This is a genomic window from Blautia sp. AF34-10, from assembly GCF_003477865.1.
Lineage (GTDB): Bacteria > Bacillota > Clostridia > Lachnospirales > Lachnospiraceae > Fusicatenibacter > Fusicatenibacter saccharivorans.
The window spans coordinates 44,368-60,275 of record NZ_QUED01000009.1; the positions used below are offsets into that span (position 1 = coordinate 44,368).

A 15,908-nucleotide genomic window follows, 5' to 3' on the forward strand; every position below is an offset into this window, starting at 1 on the left:
TTTAATTGTAATTTTACAGGGAAAAAAGTATAATAAAAGCATCGGAAAAAGAGTACGAAAAAGCGGGAAAAACCGCAGAAAAACAGAAAGGAGAAGAAAAAATATGCAGTTATTTTATACCCCGCAGCATGCTCGTGTCGGCGATGTGATTCCTTATTATGAAGATGGGAAATTCCACCTTTTTTATCTGAAAAACTGGAATCCATATTTCGGCAGCGACAGGAAAGACGGCTGGCATCTGCTAAACACAAAAGATATGGTGCATTACGGGCCGGAGACGGCGATTGGGATTCTGGGAGGAACGGGATCTGTCATCAAGGCAGATGGGATTTACCATTTATATTACTGCGTCTTTGAACAGAATCCGCAGCGGCAGTACGTCTGCCACGCGACGAGCCGTGATCTGGACAGTTGGACGAAACACGAAGAAGAAACATTCGGACCGGACGAAACGATCTATCTGCCGACCGACTGGCGCGATCCATACGTGTTCTGGAATGAGGAAGAAAACTGCTGGTGGATGCTGCTGTGCGCGCAGAGCCAGGGAAAAACAGGCCGCCGCGGCTGTGTAGGCTTATGTAAATCTGCCGATCTTCACCACTGGGAGTGCTGTGAGCCGCTGTATGCACCGCATGCGAGCATGGCTGCGTACGAGTGCCCGGACATGTTTTACGAAAACGGCTGGTGGTATCTGATCTTTTCACAGTTCACAGACCGTTTCCAGACCATTTACCGCATGAGCCGTTCCTGCCATGGACCGTGGAAACGCCCGAAAACAGATTCCTTTGACGGTCGTGCGTTCTACGCGGCAAAAAGCTGCGGGGATGGAAACCACCGGTATCTGTTCGGCTGGAATCCGACAAGGACACAGAATACCTGGAATTTCGACCCGGATCCGAACCACGAGGGATACGATTACAAAACATATGACTGGGGCGGTACGCTGATTCCGCATGAAATTTATGCACGGGAGGACGGCACACTGGCGGTAAGACCAAATCCGGCGCTGAAAGAGGTTCTGAGCATTCAAAATGACGTAAAGTGGGCACCGATGAACGGCGCGTGGGAGATTGGTGAAACATCTGCCGTTGTTGATACGCCGTATGCTTATGCGTCTGCACTCAGTGAAAACGACGTTCCGCATCAGGCTGTCTGGCACTTGATTTCACGTTTTCTGAAGGAACGGAGCGCTTTGCCGTGGCACTGCAGGTGGATGAGGAGTTTGCGAGAGGCTACTATTTCTACTTAGATCCGAAGCGGCAGCGTCTGGAGTACAAGAGCGCAATCCGTATGCATGAGCAGGGCGGATGGACGTTCCAGTACGATGTCGAGCTGGAGCGGCCGCTGGAACTGATTCCGGGGAAAACGTATTCCATGGAAATTTATATCGATGAGTCTGTGATGGAAGTCTATGTGGGCGGAACAACGGCTCTCAGTGTGCGCGCGTATGACTTGCACGACCGGAAGTTTGGTCTTGCTGTATCTGACGGAAAGGTGCGCTTTGAAAATATTCAATTGACAACGATGGGAGGGTGAGCGGATGAGTCTTTATTTTCGACCGGAAAAGGCAGTGCTGGGTGATGTGATCCCCTATTATGACAATGGTGTTTTTAAACCGTTTTATCTTCGCAATTACCGTGCGAACCGGGATGAACAGCATCAGGACAGCTGGGTGATGCTGAGCACGACAGATCATATTCATTATACGGAGCATGATACAAAAATTGTGGGCGGCACGGGTTCTGTGATCAAAGTGGATGGCCTGTATCACATGTTTTACTGTACCTTTCAGAAGTTGCCAGAGAAGAACTACATGAATCACGCCGTCAGCACCGATCTGGATGTGTGGACGGAAATCCCGGAGGACCGCTTCGCATCGGATGATGTGATCTATGAGCCGATCCACTGGAGGGATCCGTTTGTTTTCTGGAGTGAGGAGGAAAACTGCTGGTGGATGATTTTTGCGGCGCAGAAAAAAGGAAAAACGACGAGGAGAGGCTGTGTGGGTCTGTGCAAATCGAAGGATCTGCATCACTGGGACTATTGCGAGCCGTTCTATGCTCCGATGAATGCACAGTGTGCGTTTGAGTGCCCTGACTTTTTCCGGATGGGAGACTGGTATTATCTCGTCTTTTCTTCGTATGCGGACCGCTATCAGACGATGTACCGGAAGAGCAGAAGTCCGTATGGACCGTGGCAGACGCCGGAAATTGATACGTTCGACACGCGTGCTTTTTATGCGGCAAAGACGGGAAGTGATGGCGTTCATCGATACGTTTACGGCTGGAATCCGACAAGAGAAGTCAACGAGCACAATTTTGATCCGCCGGGATATCCCGGAAAAGACTGCAATACCTGGGACTGGGGAGGAAGTCTGGTGGTGCATGAGCTGTGGCAGGATGAGAATGGCGACCTTTTTGTGAAGCCGATTCCGCAGGTGCTGGAAGCCGTGGGACGGGAAGAACCGCTTCAGATGCAGGCGCTGACAGGAGAGTGGAAGCTGGAAAAGGATCAGGCAAAGGTTGATACACCGTACGATTTTAGTGCGCTGCTGCTGAATCCGGTGGGTGAAACGAGCCGCCTTTCCTTTGACGTCGAGGTAGCCGGGGATAACCCGAGCATTGGAATTGCGGTACATGTCGGGGAAACATTTACAGTCGGTTATTATCTTCTGATTGATTTTGGACGCCGCCGGATCGAGTTTAAATCCGGAGTCCGCATGAAAGAACGGGGCGGACAGATGTTCCCATATGAGGTGGAACTGGAACGGCCGCTGCCGTCATCAACGGGAAGAAGCTTTCATGTCGATGTGATTGCAGACGGTACGATTCTGGAAGCTTATGTGGATGGCAAAATTGCGCTTGGAACACGGATGTATGATCAGACGGGCGGATGCTTCGGGCTGTATGCATCGGATGGGAAAGCGGTATTTCGGGATATAAAAGTTTTTCACGCATGATAACCTTACTGCACGCGCCGTCCGCATGCGGAATCCGGCGGAGGGTCTCTTTTGAGAGAGTTATTCATTTGGGAACTTTTGCTTGCAGTTTTGCCGGAGTGTGGTAAAGTAGTAGAGGAGTTATATGAATTTCAGCGGGAGACAGAAAATCGGATCTGTCGTTCCGCGTTCAGAAAGAGGATAGAACATTATGCTGAAAAAAATTGGAAGAAATGATCCCTGCTGGTGCGGCAGCGGGAAGAAGTACAAAGACTGCCATCTGGCGCTGGATGAGAAAATCAATTCTTATAAATTAAAGGGATGGAAAATTCCGCCGAAGAAAATTATCAAAAGACCGGATCAGATCGATGGGATTCGTGAAAGCGGTCTTGTCAATATTGCAGTTCTGGATTATGTGGCCGAAAACATTCATGCAGGCATGAGTACGGAAGACATCGACCGTCTGGTCGCAGAAAAGACAAAAGAACTCGGCGGAATTGCAGCACCGCTGAATTATGAAGGATTTCCGAAGAGCGTGTGTACCTCCATCAACGATGCGGTATGCCATGGAATTCCGAATGAGGAGGAAATTCTGCAGGACGGAGACATCATCAACGTCGATGTTTCTACTATTTATAAGGGATATTTTTCTGATTCTTCCCGTATGTTCTGCATCGGTGAGGTAGACGAGGTTTCAAAGAAGCTGGTGGAAGATACGTTAAAAGCCGTACAGCTTGGACTCTCCGAAGTACGTCCGTTTAACCGGCTTGGCAATGTCGGCGCGGTGATCAATGAATTTGCCCAGAGTCAGGGCTATAAAGTAGTCCGTGACATCGGCGGCCATGGCGTCGGTCTGGAGTTCCACGAGGATCCGTTCGTCAGCTATGTCACAAGACGAGATACCGGAATGCTGCTCGTACCGGGTATGGTATTCACCATTGAGCCGATGATCAATCTCGGAACGGATGAGATCTTCATCGACTCCGACAACGACTGGACTGTCTACACTGAGGACGGCGCACCGTCAGCCCAGTGGGAGGTTACGGTTGCGGTAACAGAAGATGGATATGAAATTCTGGCATATTAATTGACGCATAGAAATACAAAAGCTGTGTCTGTGGAAGAAACTATTCTCCGGAGACACGGCTTTTTTCTAAAAAGAAAAGGGAGAAATATTATGCTGGATTTGGAACAGGAGATAAGCCGGTGCCGGGTCTGTCCGCGGAAGTGCGGAGCGGACCGGGAGCATGGAAAGACGGGATATTGTAAGGCGCCCTCCGGGGTTGCGGCGGCGCGGGCTGCACTGCATTTCTGGGAGGAGCCGTGTATTTCCGGGACGACGGGGTCGGGGACGGTTTTCTTTTCCGGATGTAATCTGCGGTGTGTTTACTGTCAGAACCATCATATTGCGGAGATGGAGAGCGGAAAAGTGATTTCGATCGGGCGGCTTTCGGATATTTTTCTGGAGCTGCAGGCGCAGAATGCGAATAACATCAATCTTGTGACGCCGAGCCACTACGTGCTGCAGATCCGGGAAGCACTTCTTCTGGCGAAAGAGAAGGGACTTACCGTACCGATTGTCTATAACTGCGGCGGGTATGAGAGCGTGGAAGCCCTGCAGGCCCTGGATGGGCTGATCGATATTTATCTGACAGATTTTAAGTATATGGACTCCTCCCTTGCAAAAGTGTACTCGCGGGCAGAAGATTACCCGGAAACAGCAAAACGGGCGCTGGCGGAAATGGTGCGTCAGACAGGAGAGGCTGTATTCGATGAGAATGGTCTGATGAAAAAAGGTGTGATTGTGCGCCATTTATTGCTGCCCGGTGCTGTAAAAAATGCAAAAGCTGTGGTAAAATACGTCTATGAGACGTACGGCGATACCGTCTGGCTGAGCCTCATGAGCCAGTACACGCCGCTTCCGCAGGTGGAAAACATAAGTCCGCTGAACCGGAAAACGACAAAGCGGGAGTATGAGCGTCTGCTGGACTATACGTTTTCCCTCGGCGTCACCAACGCCTTTTTACAGGAAGGCCCGGTGGCTGAGGAGAGTTTCATTCCGGAGTTTGACGGAAGAGGAATCTGACGTTATAGTTCACTCGTGCAAAAAGGAGCTGTGCAGCAGCAAAAAGCGCTGGAAGCGCGGTTTTGAGAATGCAAGCAAAACACATTTGTCTATGATTAGATATGACTAACTATATTGTTTTAAGGAGGAAAAACTTTTGAGCAACGCAGTTGTAACACTGAAAAAAGGAGAGGGCCGCGCCTTAAAGCAGGGCGGAGCCTGGATTTTTGATAATGAGATCGCTTCGATTTTAGGAGCATATGAAAACGGAGATATCGTGCTGGTGCGCGACTTTGACGGATACCCGATGGGACGAGGTTTCATCAATGAGCATTCCAAAATCCGCATCCGTATGATGACAAGAAATATCGACCAGGAAATCGATGAAGCATTTTTGAGAAAAAGAGTGCAGGATGCCTGGGAGTACCGCAAAAAAGTGACGGACACATCGAGTTGTCGCCTGATCTTTGGCGAGGCAGACTTCCTGCCGGGACTCGTAGTGGATAAATTCTCCGATGTGCTGGTTGTCCAGTCGCTGGCACTCGGCATCGACAAAATGAAAATGACGATCATCCGCCTGTTGGAGGAGGTTCTGGCAGAAGACGGTGTTAAGATCCGCGGTGTGTTTGAGCGAAGTGATGCAAAAGTGCGTGAGCAGGAAGGCATGGAGCGTGTGAAAGGATTTCTCTCCGAGCCGTTTGACACCAGCGTGGAAATCGTCGAGAATGGCGTCCATTATCTCGTCGATGTCAAGGACGGCCAGAAAACTGGTTTCTTCCTGGATCAGAAATACAACCGTCTGGCTGTGCAGAAGCTCTGCAAGGACGCGAGAGTGCTCGACTGCTTTACCCATACCGGGTCGTTTGCACTGAATGCGGCATATGCAGGAGCAAAGGAAGTTATCGGCGTTGATGCATCAGAGCTCGGTGTAGAGCAGGCACGGAAAAACGCATCCTTAAATGGTCTGGAAAACGTAGCATCTTTCGTGTGCGAGGATGTCTTTGAACTGTTGCCGCGTCTTGAAAAAGAGGGAGAAAAATTCGACGTCGTTATCCTTGACCCGCCGGCCTTCACAAAATCAAGAAACTCTATCAAAAACGCAATCAAGGGATATCGTGAAATCAATTTGCGCGGCATGAAACTGGTCAAAGACGGCGGCTATCTGTGCACCTGTTCGTGTTCCCACTTTATGGACTACGAACTCTTCACGAAAACCATCAACCAGGCGGCTCACAACGTCCACAAACGCCTTCGTCAGGTAGAATACCGCACCCAGGCCCCGGATCACCCAATTCTGTGGGCGGCGGATGAGTCCTATTACCTGAAATTTTATATCTTCCAGGTTGTGGATGAAAAATAGAAATTCTTCCTCTGCTGGAAGCGCCGAAACGGAAAAGCGAAGTGTAAGAAATGGGAGGAATTGCCATATGATAGAACCAACACCCCATGCACAAAAGAAAAAGCACTCCCGCCAGATGGCCACAAGCTGTGAGTCGTGCGGTAATTTTGTGTATGATGAGGATTATGAGTGCTACACCTGCGAGGTGGATCTCGATGAGGATGAGATGGCACGTTTTCTGCAGGATAAATTTTACAACTGTCCGTACTACCAGATCGGCGACGAGTATCGGATTGTGCGGAAACAGATGTAGGCAGGCAATGCGTCCGGTATACAGAGCTGCGGCGTTTGCGATAAAAACAAAAAAAGAACAGGAGGATTTTTACCATGAACAACGAAGTATTAAATGCAATCAAAACAAGAAGAAGCATCCGCAAATACAAAGCGGAGCAGATTACGGATGAGCAGCTTGATGCGATTCTGGAGGCCGGAACGTATGCGGCAACCGGCATGGGAAAACAGTCGCCGGTGATTGTTGTGGTACAGAAACCGGAGCTGATTGCAAAGCTTTCGAAAATGAATGCGGCTGTTATGGGTACAACATCCGATCCGTTCTACGGCGCTCCGACCGTTCTGATCGTGCTTGCTGACCCGGAGCGCGGAACTTATGTGGAGGACGGCTCTCTTGTCATGGGAAATCTGATGCTGGCAGCACATGCCGTTGGTGTGGATTCCTGCTGGATCCATCGTGCAAAAGAAGAGTTCGCGAGCCCGGAGGGAAAAGCCCTCTTAAAAGAGTGGGGACTTTCCGAAAATTATGTTGGCATCGGCCACTGCATCCTCGGCTATCGCGACTGTGAGTACCCGGAGGCAAAAGAAAGAAAAGCAGATTATATTGTAAGAGTATAATCATCTGCGAAAACGGCTCCGGGAGCGGCTGTGCGTTGAAAACACCAGCCCGGAGTCTATATTTTTAACCGAATCAAGCAAGTAGCGAAGCGGATTGCGAATATCCGCTTTGCTAGAGACAACAGAGGAACAGCCATGTATCGAATTATGATTGTAGAAGATGATGAAGTCATCGCCCGCGCCGTGCAGCAGAGCCTGGTTTCCTGGGGCATGGATGCGTTCTGCGTACAGGATTTTTCCAGTGTTCTCGCCGAATTTGCCGTGAAAAATCCGCAATTAGTGCTGATGGACATTCATCTTCCCTTTTTTAACGGATTTCACTGGTGCCAGGAGATTCGAAAGGTCTCGAAAGTGCCGGTAATTTTTCTTTCTTCTGCATCAGACAACATGAACATCATTATGGCCGTTAATATGGGCGGCGATGACTTTATCGCGAAGCCGTTTGATTTAAGTGTCCTGACCGCCAAAGTCCAGGCGATGCTCCGTCGCACCTACGAATTTGCCGGAGAAACGAATTTCCTCGAGCACCGCGGTGCCATGCTCGATACGGGAAGTGGTGTGCTGAATTACCGGGGAAAGCGAATTGAGCTGACAAAAAATGAGTGGCGCATTCTGCAGTCCCTTCTCGAAAATAAAGGAAAAGCCGTCAGCCGCGATATGCTGATGATGCATCTGTGGGAGTCGGACAGCTTTATAGATGACAACACGTTGACAGTCAACGTCACGCGCTTGCGGAAAAAACTGGAGGAGGCAGGACTTACAGACTTTATCCAGACGAAAAAGGGTGTCGGCTACCTGATCGCATGACGGAAGCAGAACAGGAGAAAGAGGATGGAACAACAGAAAGAGGGAATCCGGCAGGAGGTTACACTTCTTAACTGGTATTTGAAAGAGCATCTTGCATCGGCCGTGCGGATTGCCGCTTTTATAGGAGTATTTTCACTCCTCTGTTTTCTGCGCAATGTGCCGCAGGATGTCACCGTTTATATGATCGTGCTGATGGCTGCTGTCGGAGCCACAGGTTTTTGCTTTCATTATGGGAAGTACCGGAAACATCATCTGGTCTTAGCACTCCTTGCCGCCGAACCGCAGGGCAAAACAGAAGCGCTTCCGGAGGCGGACGGGCTTCTGGCGCGGGATTACCAGCAGATCATCGCATCCTATGAGCGGCAGTTTCAGGAAGAACAGATTAAGATGGAGCAGAAATACCGCGATATGATGGAGTATTACACGATGTGGACCCATCAGATCAAAACGCCGATTGCGGCGATGCGGCTGCTTCTGCAGGAGGAGGATACGCCGTTTTCGCGTGAAATGCAGAGCGAACTTTTCCAGACGGAGCAGTATGTGCAGATGGCGCTGCAGTACCTGCGCATGGAAAAAATGACATCGGATCTTGTCTTTGCAAGGTACGATTTGGATGCGCTGATCCGCCAGGCTGTGCGGAAATATGCTCCGCTTTTTATCCGCCGGAAGATTATCCTTTCCTACGAGCCGGTGCACTGCGAGGTGCTGACAGATGAAAAATGGCTCGTCTTTGTGCTGGAGCAGATTCTGTCAAATGCGCTGAAATACACGAAAAGTGGAAGCATTCACATCTATCTGTCACCGGATGCACCAAAAACGCTGGTGATTGAGGACACCGGCATCGGCATTGCGCCGGAGGATCTGCCGCGGATTTTCGAAAAAGGCTACACGGGCTGCAACGGCCGCGCAGACAAGCGGTCAACGGGCATCGGACTGTATCTGTGCCGCCAGATCATGGAGAAACTTTCGCATACCATCCGCATCGAGTCGGAGATGGGAGTGGGAACGAAGGTGTATCTTGGGCTGGATACCGTATCCTTGTAGTACATAGAGAGCTTCGCCGGGAATCTTACAGAAATGTAAGGTTGCCGGTCTTTTTGTAAGATGATCCTAAGGCAGAAGAGAGCGCGGACGGGTATAATAAGCCTTGTCAATTAAGAAAACAGTTCAGACAGAAAGGAAAATGTGACATGGCAATTCTGGAAGTAGAACATCTGAAAAAAACATATACCACGCGCCTTGGCAGCAACCGGGTGGAAGCGTTGAAAGACGTTAATTTTACAGTGGAACGGGGCGAATTTGTTGCAATCATGGGCGAATCGGGAAGCGGAAAAACGACGCTTCTGAACCTGCTCGCAGCACTAGACAAGCCAACCGGCGGACAGGTGCGGTTAAATGGAAAGAATCTCGGCGAATTAAAGGAGAAGGAGATTGCCGGATTCCGCCGCGAAAATTTAGGTTTCGTGTTCCAGGACTTCAACCTGCTCGATACCTTTTCCCTGCGTGACAACATTTATTTGCCGCTCGTGCTGGAAGGAAAAAAATACGAGGAGATGAGTCTTCGGGCAGAGCCGATTGCGAAAAAACTCGGCATCACCCAGATCCTCAATAAATACCCATATGAGGTGTCCGGCGGACAGAAGCAGCGTGCAGCCGTTGCGCGTGCGCTGATTACCAATCCGGAGCTGGTTCTTGCGGATGAGCCTTCCGGCGCGCTCGATTCCCATGCAGCGGATGGCCTCATGAAACTGTTCGGGGAGATCAACGAGGAGGGCCAGACGATTGTTATGGTAACGCACAGTGTGAAGGCGGCCTGCTCGGCGAAGCGTGTGCTGTTCATCAAGGACGGCGAGGTCTTCCACCAGCTGTATCGCGGTTCTTTAGGGCGCGATGAGATGTATCAGAAGATCTCCGATACGTTGACAATTCTTGCGACGGGTGGTGAACGGGATGAATAATCTGCTGTATGCCAGACTGGCAAAAACAAATTTGAGCAAAAACCGTCAGAATATTCTTCCGTATCTGCTGTCATGCATCGGCACGGTGGTGATGTTTTTTATCATGGATACACTGGCGCAGGGAAGTGGCTTTGATTCCATGATCGGAAAAGATACGATCCTGACAGTGATGGGGATGGGAACCTATATCATTGGCCTGTTCGCGGTGATTTTTCTGATCTACAGCAACAGTTTTCTGGCAAAAAGAAGAAAAAAAGAGTTCGGTCTGTTCCAGATTCTCGGCATGGAGAAAAAGCATCTGGCGAAGATCCTCTTTTTTGAGAGTCTGTATCTGTGGGCGGCATCGCTTGGAATCGGTATTCTGCTCGGTGTGTTGCTGTACCGCCTGCTGTTTCTGGTGCTGATGAAGCTGACCGGACTGAACGGAACAATTGGTTTTGCGTTCAGTGCAAAAGCCGTGGGAAGTACGATGCTGCTGTTCGGCCTGACTTTTGTGATCAATTTTCTCTTAAGCCTTCGCCAGATCCACGTCTCACAGCCGGTCGAACTGCTGCACGGCGGCGCGCAGGGTGAGCGGGAACCGAAAACGAAGCTTTTGACGGCGGTTCTTGGATTCATGCTTCTTGGTGTTGGCTATTATCTGGCTCTGACCTGCCAATCCTCGATGGACGCACTTGATAAGTTTTTTAATGCAATCGCTTTGGTTATGGTGGGAACGTACTGCCTGTTTTCTGCTGGAAGTATTGCATTTTTGAAAATTCTGAAGAAAAACAAAAATTACTATTACCAGACACGCCATTTTACAAGCATTTCAGGCATGCTGTACCGCATGAAGCAAAATGCGGTCGGTCTTGCGAATATCTGTATTCTGTCAACGGGTGTGCTTCTGGTTATCTCCATCAGCACATGTCTGTGGACGGGAATTGAGGAGGTTACCTATACGCGGTTTCCACATCAGATTTCGATCGAAGCAAATACTGGCGTGAGCGGCATTATGAAGACGGTGGAACCGGTCAGTCAGAAGATGATAGAGGAAGTGAAAACTGGGATTGATCAGCATCTGGAAGAAAAGCAGCTCAGAAAAAAGTATGAAAGTGATCAGAGATACTATGTTATGCTTGCTGTTGTAGATAGAAACAAAGTAGAAAAAACACAGTCAGATGATGCTGCGGCGAGCACACTGATAAAAATCATGGAAGAGTCGGAGTACAATCAGGTAACCGGCGAACAGGTAGAGCTGGAACCAGGGCAGGCTCTGGTTTTTCAGGAAAAACAGAAAAATTATGGATATGACACGATTGAACTGGGAAATCAGACGTATGAAGTAAAAAAATGGAATACCGATAAGAAATCGTATATTCTGGATGAGAAGACGCAAGTGTATGAGACAATGACGGTGGTGACGCGGAACAAGGAAGCAAAGGAAGCGTATGCGGCTGTGCAGGGAAAGGAGCCAGAAGGATACAGTTGGGAATATGCTCTGGATCTTATCGGGGATGCCGGCGAACAGATCACTGTTGGAGATGAGATTGAGACGATACTGACGGAATCATCTTTTAACGGATGGGTGGAAGTGCGCGAAAAAGAGCGCAATACGGTTTACAGTCTGTATGGTTCACTTCTGTTTTTAGGTGTTTTCGTCGGTGCGCTGTTTTTGATGGGTGCCGTTATGATTATCTATTACAAGCAGGTTTCAGAAGGCTTCGATGACCGAAAACGGTTCCAGATTATGCAGAAGGTCGGCATGAGCCGCAAAGAAATCCGTCAGACGATTCAGTCACAGGTGGTAACGGTCTTTTTCATGCCGCTCGCGGTGGCCGTGGTGCATACAATGGTAGCGTTTCCATTGACCAGGCGTATCATGGCAATGCTGAATTTCCCGGACAGCAATCTGTTCCTGGCTGCAACAGCGATTACGATTGCGGCGTTTGCCGTGGTTTACCTGATCGTCTATGTGCTGACGGCGCGGGCGTATTACAAAATTGTGGAATAAGAAGATGTACTTTTTTTAATACATCGAAGCGCCTTTGAAAAAAACTTAACAAAAAAATAATAAGAAAAAGACATCCGGCGCAGACGGAAAATCTGCGGGGGATGTCTTTTTGGTTGTTCTATTTATAAATGCCGTTGATGGTAACTTTGAAAAGAGCTTCCTTTCCATTGAGTTCGTCTTTTCCATAGTCTTCCGGGAAAGTGACGGTTACATCTACGCTGTCGCCCGGGTGATGGCCGATGAGCTGTTCTTCAAAGTCATCGATGTAAGTGTGGGAGCCGATCACAAGATCAGCGCCGTTTCCTTTTGTGTTTCCACCTTCAAATTCCACGCCGTCAATGGAGCCGACATAGTCGATATTGACGGTATCACCGTCCTCAATGGTGAGGGAAGTGTCGGTCTGCAAAGAGGCAGAAGCCGAAGTGGAGGCTGATGAGGAGGCTGCGGTATCCTCCGAGGCACTTTTGGCAGAGAGTCGTTTGGAATCGAGTACGCTGGCGATGATAAGGCCGACGATCACAACGACAATCAGAGCCGGTCCGGCCCAGCTCCAGATCTTTTGGTAATGCGCTACTTTCGCTTCATGCTCCCGCTCTTTGGCACGCCGTTCCTTGGCAGCTTTTCTGTTTTCTTTGTTCATAAAATGGATCTCCTTTGCGCTTTTTACGACTGCAATCGTATTTTATAATATCAAGTATATCATAAAAATATGGTAAAAGTGTGAAAAAAATAACACGATTCAACATTGTCAATGCTCAAAAATGACGATATAATGAGTGCAAGTGAGCCAAATGAAAATTTATTTTCAGTTGGCGAACGACGAATGTCGCTTACGCGATAGCGTAAGATTGAGTGCAAGTGAGAAAACGCGGCGAGTAAGGGAGTGAATAAAATGGATGACTGGAGTAGTTTCAGAACGACGACATCCGAACAGCAGCGCCTCCGGGCTGCACTTTCCGGCTTTTGTGAATCGCAGGATCTTCCGGAAGAACAGCGAGCCGCATATACCGCATACCTGCGGAAACGCATCCGTCCCGCTGTCGAAATGCTGATTCGTGAGGATGATTTTTCAAAGCTGGAACGTATTCTGCAGACCGGATGGCTGTCCGATGCAGACCGAAAACGTTTTCTCAACCTTGCTGCCGACCAGCAGAAATGGCAGGCTTTCCGTATTCTCCTGAACCGGAGCTCACAGGATCCGATGCAGGAGAATACGGAAAGCAGAAAAACAGAAGCTGCGTTTCAAAAAGAAAAGCCCACAAAAGAAAAAGAAGCGCTGGCGCTCCGGCTTTTCGAAGAAGCCCGCAAAAACCTCTGCTGGTTGTACCCGGAACTTGGTGAAGCGATTCTTTTCTTTCAGCATCAGCCATCCGACAGGACAAAAGCCATCACATCCGACGGTCATACGATATATTTTAACTCCGATTTTGTACTCTGCATGTGTGCCGAAAATTCATCGTTCCTCAAGGAAGGCTATCAGCACCTGCTGCTGGAATGCATCCGCCGGTTTGGGAAAGAAACACCGGAGCCGGAAAAAAAAGAACAGCCCCCGGTTTCATGGCTGATGCCGGAAAAAGAAAAACAGTCTCCGGTTTCATGGCTGGTGCCGGGAAAAGAACCGGAACTTATCGAGTCTTTTCAATCAGTCTGGAAACGTGCTTCCCGCAAGTTGGCGGAAAACTACGGCACCGGCGGCCTGCGGCGAGGCCAGAACCGTGGTGGAAAAAAAGAAACCCTGTCCGGGATCGAAAAAAGAGCGTACGATTACCGCCGCTTCCTGAAACGCTTTACCGTTACCCGCGAGGAAATGGAGCTGGATCTCGACAGCTTCGATCCAGTCGCTTACCATTATGGGCTTATGTATTACGGAAATTTCCCTTTCATCGAGCCGCCGGAGACGCGCGAGGGAAACCGTCTCGAAGAGCTGGTTATCGCGATCGACACATCCGGTTCGTGCAAAAAAGAAATTGTAGCAAAGTTCCTTGGTGAGACGCGCAGCATTCTTGAAGAAAAAGAAAACTTCTTTTCCCGATGGAACGTCTGCCTGATCCAGTGCGACAGCTTCGTGCAGGATGTCACGATGATCCATTCACCGAAAGAATGGGAAGCTTACCGTGAAACAATTATCATCAAGGGCCGAGGCGGAACCGATTTCCGTCCTGTCTTTCAGAAAGTGGAAGAGTTGCGGAAACAGCATGTATTCCGAAACTTAAAAGCGTTGATCTATTTTACCGACGGAGACGGAATTTATCCCGAACAAAAGCCCGATTACGAGACGGCATTTGTCTTTGTCAGACAGACCGAAAAAATGAATCTTGTCCCAAAATGGGCAAAAAAACTGCTGACAGAAGAATGTACTCTTTGAACAAAACTGACAAAAAAGCATCTCGCAAAATCAAACACAGAAAGATTTCGAGAGTACATAAAGAGTGCATAAGATAAGAGAGATCATATGAACATACAAGAAGCAAAAGAGACAATTGAAAAAGCCCTGCGCGCATACTTTGCAAGAGATGAAATTGGTTTTCCGCTGGTTCCGCTCCGGCAGCAGCGTCCCATTCTCCTGATCGGCCCGCCGGGCATCGGAAAAACGGCAATTATGGAGCAGATCGCAGAAGAGTGCGGTGTGGGGCTTGTCGCCTACACGATGACACACCATACGCGTCAGAGTGCCATGGGCCTTCCGGAGATCTGCACACGTGGAATCGAAGGGAAAATGGTACATACAACGGAATACACGATGAGCGAGATCATCGCCTCGATCTATGACTGCATGGAGCAGACCGGAAAGAAGCGGGGTATCCTCTTTCTCGATGAAATTAACTGCGTCTCCGAGACCCTCGCTCCGGTAATGCTGCAGCTTTTGCAGGACAAAAAATTTGGCAATCAGCACATCCCGGATGACTGGCTGATCGTGGCCGCCGGAAATCCGCCGGAATATAATAAATCTGTGCGGGAATTTGATGTGGCAACGCTTGACCGTGTGCGGAAGATCGAGGTGGTTCCCGAGCTTTCCGTGTGGCTTTCCTATGCAGAGAAAAATCAGATCCACAGCGCCGTGACAACGTACCTTATGGCACACAGTGACCATTTTTATTCTGTTTCGCAGGAAGCGGATGAGAAGCGTTTTGTGACAGCACGCGGCTGGGAGGATTTGTCGGCAGTGCTGAAAAGTTATGAAATCCTGCATTTTCCGGTCGACGAAGCACTGATCGGACAATATTTGCAGGAAGAAAAGACGACGGAGGAATTCAGCTCGTACTACCGGATTTACGAAAAATATGGACAGGATTACGGTGTAGAGGAGATTCTGACCGGTGCATTTTCCGGAAAATCATGGCAGAAAAACAGAAGATGGCGGCAAATGGTTCCGCAGAAGAGCGATCTGTACTGCTGTCTCTGTTTCATGCGGCACTTCAGAAAGAGGCATCCGGCTGCCAGAAGCAGGAGCACACGGCAAAGGAGCTCTCCGAGTGCTTTCGCCAGTTTACCGGGCTTTGCAGGCAGAAAAAAGATGAGACATACGCATCCTGGCTACAACAGAAAGAGCAGGGATTTGCAGTGTGCAAACAGCAGGGACTGCTGAAAAAGGGCGAGAAAGAAACGAATGCGCGGGTCTTGAAAAAGTTAAAAAAACTCGAGGAGACCGCTAAAAAATGTCGCAAAACCGATTCGGATCAGATGAAAGAGCTTTTTGAAACGGTATGTGAACTGGAACAGGAAAAAGTGGAGAAGGAAGTAAAGGATGTGAAACTGCAGATCCGCCGTGCCGCTGAATTTTTACAGAACAGCTTTCCGGGCGGAGCAGAAGTGGTGCTGTTTGAAGCAAATCTGGCGCGAAGTCCAGCGTTACGGAGCTTTTTGATTGAGAAAAGCATGGATGCCAAATGATAAGCTGC

General features: G+C 49.2%; 16 protein-coding genes. 15 read left to right on the forward strand and 1 reads right to left on the reverse strand.

Annotated elements, in window-relative coordinates; genetic code table 11:
• Positions 1-103: 103 nt before the first annotated feature.
• The 12 genes from DWZ60_RS07365 (at position 104) to DWZ60_RS07420 (ending at position 12,009) form a co-directional block, all read left to right on the forward strand.
• Entirely contained in the window at positions 104-1,249 is a 1,146-nt protein-coding gene (locus DWZ60_RS07365; protein ID WP_158576350.1) for a family 43 glycosylhydrolase, read from the forward strand.
• The gene (locus DWZ60_RS07370) at positions 1,198-1,536 is read left to right on the forward strand and encodes a GH32 C-terminal domain-containing protein (protein ID WP_243038247.1); all 339 of its coding nucleotides are present in this window, start codon (positions 1,198-1,200) and stop codon (positions 1,534-1,536) included. The genes DWZ60_RS07365 and DWZ60_RS07370 overlap by 52 nt, the downstream gene beginning before the upstream one ends.
• A gap of 4 nt (positions 1,537-1,540) precedes the next feature.
• Positions 1,541-2,959, forward strand: coding sequence for a GH32 C-terminal domain-containing protein (locus DWZ60_RS07375; RefSeq protein WP_119221448.1), 1,419 nt, complete (start codon positions 1,541-1,543; stop codon positions 2,957-2,959).
• A 190-nt stretch (positions 2,960-3,149) separates the two neighbouring features.
• The gene (locus DWZ60_RS07380) at positions 3,150-4,025 is read left to right on the forward strand and encodes a methionyl aminopeptidase (protein ID WP_117760778.1); all 876 of its coding nucleotides are present in this window, start codon (positions 3,150-3,152) and stop codon (positions 4,023-4,025) included.
• Between the two features lie 90 nt (positions 4,026-4,115).
• Positions 4,116-5,024, forward strand: a complete 909-nt coding sequence (locus tag DWZ60_RS07385; protein WP_119221449.1) for a radical SAM protein — start codon at positions 4,116-4,118, stop codon at positions 5,022-5,024.
• A gap of 136 nt (positions 5,025-5,160) precedes the next feature.
• Positions 5,161-6,363: a class I SAM-dependent rRNA methyltransferase gene (locus DWZ60_RS07390; protein ID WP_119221450.1), complete on the forward strand. Its 1,203-nt coding sequence runs from the start codon at positions 5,161-5,163 to the stop codon at positions 6,361-6,363.
• Positions 6,364-6,478: 115 nt separating this feature from the next.
• Positions 6,479-6,655, forward strand: coding sequence for a DUF6472 family protein (locus DWZ60_RS07395; protein WP_243038250.1), 177 nt, complete (start codon positions 6,479-6,481; stop codon positions 6,653-6,655).
• 74 nt (positions 6,656-6,729) lie between these two features.
• Entirely contained in the window at positions 6,730-7,251 is a 522-nt protein-coding gene (locus DWZ60_RS07400; RefSeq protein ID WP_022461381.1) for a nitroreductase family protein, read from the forward strand.
• 135 nt (positions 7,252-7,386) lie between these two features.
• Positions 7,387-8,058 carry a response regulator transcription factor gene (locus DWZ60_RS07405; RefSeq protein WP_117509267.1) on the forward strand — a complete coding sequence of 224 codons (672 nt, stop codon included), beginning with the start codon at positions 7,387-7,389 and terminating at the stop codon, positions 8,056-8,058.
• A gap of 24 nt (positions 8,059-8,082) precedes the next feature.
• Positions 8,083-9,102, forward strand: a complete 1,020-nt coding sequence (locus DWZ60_RS07410) for a sensor histidine kinase (RefSeq protein WP_118666479.1) — start codon at positions 8,083-8,085, stop codon at positions 9,100-9,102.
• Positions 9,103-9,248: 146 nt separating this feature from the next.
• Complete coding sequence (locus tag DWZ60_RS07415; RefSeq protein ID WP_055219485.1) at positions 9,249-10,016, forward strand: ABC transporter ATP-binding protein; 768 nt, start codon at positions 9,249-9,251, stop codon at positions 10,014-10,016.
• Positions 10,009-12,009, forward strand: coding sequence for an ABC transporter permease (locus DWZ60_RS07420; RefSeq protein WP_119221452.1), 2,001 nt, complete (start codon positions 10,009-10,011; stop codon positions 12,007-12,009). The genes DWZ60_RS07415 and DWZ60_RS07420 overlap by 8 nt, the downstream gene beginning before the upstream one ends.
• A gap of 118 nt (positions 12,010-12,127) precedes the next feature.
• Here DWZ60_RS07420 and DWZ60_RS19535 read toward each other — a convergent pair whose 3' ends face one another.
• Positions 12,128-12,649 (reverse strand): FKBP-type peptidyl-prolyl cis-trans isomerase, encoded by a 522-nt coding sequence (locus DWZ60_RS19535; protein WP_119221453.1) that lies wholly within the window; start codon positions 12,647-12,649, stop codon positions 12,128-12,130.
• A gap of 252 nt (positions 12,650-12,901) precedes the next feature.
• Between DWZ60_RS19535 and DWZ60_RS07430 the strand changes: the two genes are divergently transcribed.
• The 3 genes from DWZ60_RS07430 (at position 12,902) to DWZ60_RS07440 (ending at position 15,900) form a co-directional block, all read left to right on the forward strand.
• Positions 12,902-14,374 carry a vWA domain-containing protein gene (locus DWZ60_RS07430; protein WP_119221454.1) on the forward strand — a complete coding sequence of 491 codons (1,473 nt, stop codon included), beginning with the start codon at positions 12,902-12,904 and terminating at the stop codon, positions 14,372-14,374.
• 87 nt (positions 14,375-14,461) lie between these two features.
• The gene (locus DWZ60_RS07435; RefSeq protein WP_119221455.1) at positions 14,462-15,595 is read left to right on the forward strand and encodes an ATP-binding protein; all 1,134 of its coding nucleotides are present in this window, start codon (positions 14,462-14,464) and stop codon (positions 15,593-15,595) included.
• Positions 15,571-15,900 (forward strand): hypothetical protein, encoded by a 330-nt coding sequence (locus DWZ60_RS07440; RefSeq protein WP_119221456.1) that lies wholly within the window; start codon positions 15,571-15,573, stop codon positions 15,898-15,900. Before DWZ60_RS07435 ends, DWZ60_RS07440 begins: the two co-directional genes overlap by 25 nt.
• The last annotated feature ends 8 nt before the right edge of the window (positions 15,901-15,908 follow it).

Bases quoted from the DNA above. Each gene is read 5' to 3' on its own strand.
- DWZ60_RS07395 (WP_243038250.1), top strand. From the start codon at position 6,479: ATGGCCACAAGCTGTGAGTCGTGCGGTAATTTTGTGTATGATGAGGAT.
- DWZ60_RS07435 (WP_119221455.1), top strand. From the start codon at position 14,462: ATGAACATACAAGAAGCAAAAGAGACAATTGAAAAAGCCCTGCGCGCA.
- DWZ60_RS07430 (WP_119221454.1), top strand. From the start codon at position 12,902: ATGGATGACTGGAGTAGTTTCAGAACGACGACATCCGAACAGCAGCGC.
- DWZ60_RS07385 (WP_119221449.1), top strand. From the start codon at position 4,116: ATGCTGGATTTGGAACAGGAGATAAGCCGGTGCCGGGTCTGTCCGCGG.
- DWZ60_RS07380 (WP_117760778.1), top strand. From the start codon at position 3,150: ATGCTGAAAAAAATTGGAAGAAATGATCCCTGCTGGTGCGGCAGCGGG.
- DWZ60_RS07400 (WP_022461381.1), top strand. From the start codon at position 6,730: ATGAACAACGAAGTATTAAATGCAATCAAAACAAGAAGAAGCATCCGC.
- DWZ60_RS07420 (WP_119221452.1), top strand. From the start codon at position 10,009: ATGAATAATCTGCTGTATGCCAGACTGGCAAAAACAAATTTGAGCAAA.
- DWZ60_RS07405 (WP_117509267.1), top strand. From the start codon at position 7,387: ATGTATCGAATTATGATTGTAGAAGATGATGAAGTCATCGCCCGCGCC.
- DWZ60_RS07415 (WP_055219485.1), top strand. From the start codon at position 9,249: ATGGCAATTCTGGAAGTAGAACATCTGAAAAAAACATATACCACGCGC.
- DWZ60_RS07410 (WP_118666479.1), top strand. From the start codon at position 8,083: ATGGAACAACAGAAAGAGGGAATCCGGCAGGAGGTTACACTTCTTAAC.
- DWZ60_RS19535 (WP_119221453.1), bottom strand. From the start codon at position 12,649: ATGAACAAAGAAAACAGAAAAGCTGCCAAGGAACGGCGTGCCAAAGAG.
- DWZ60_RS07375 (WP_119221448.1), top strand. From the start codon at position 1,541: ATGAGTCTTTATTTTCGACCGGAAAAGGCAGTGCTGGGTGATGTGATC.
- DWZ60_RS07365 (WP_158576350.1), top strand. From the start codon at position 104: ATGCAGTTATTTTATACCCCGCAGCATGCTCGTGTCGGCGATGTGATT.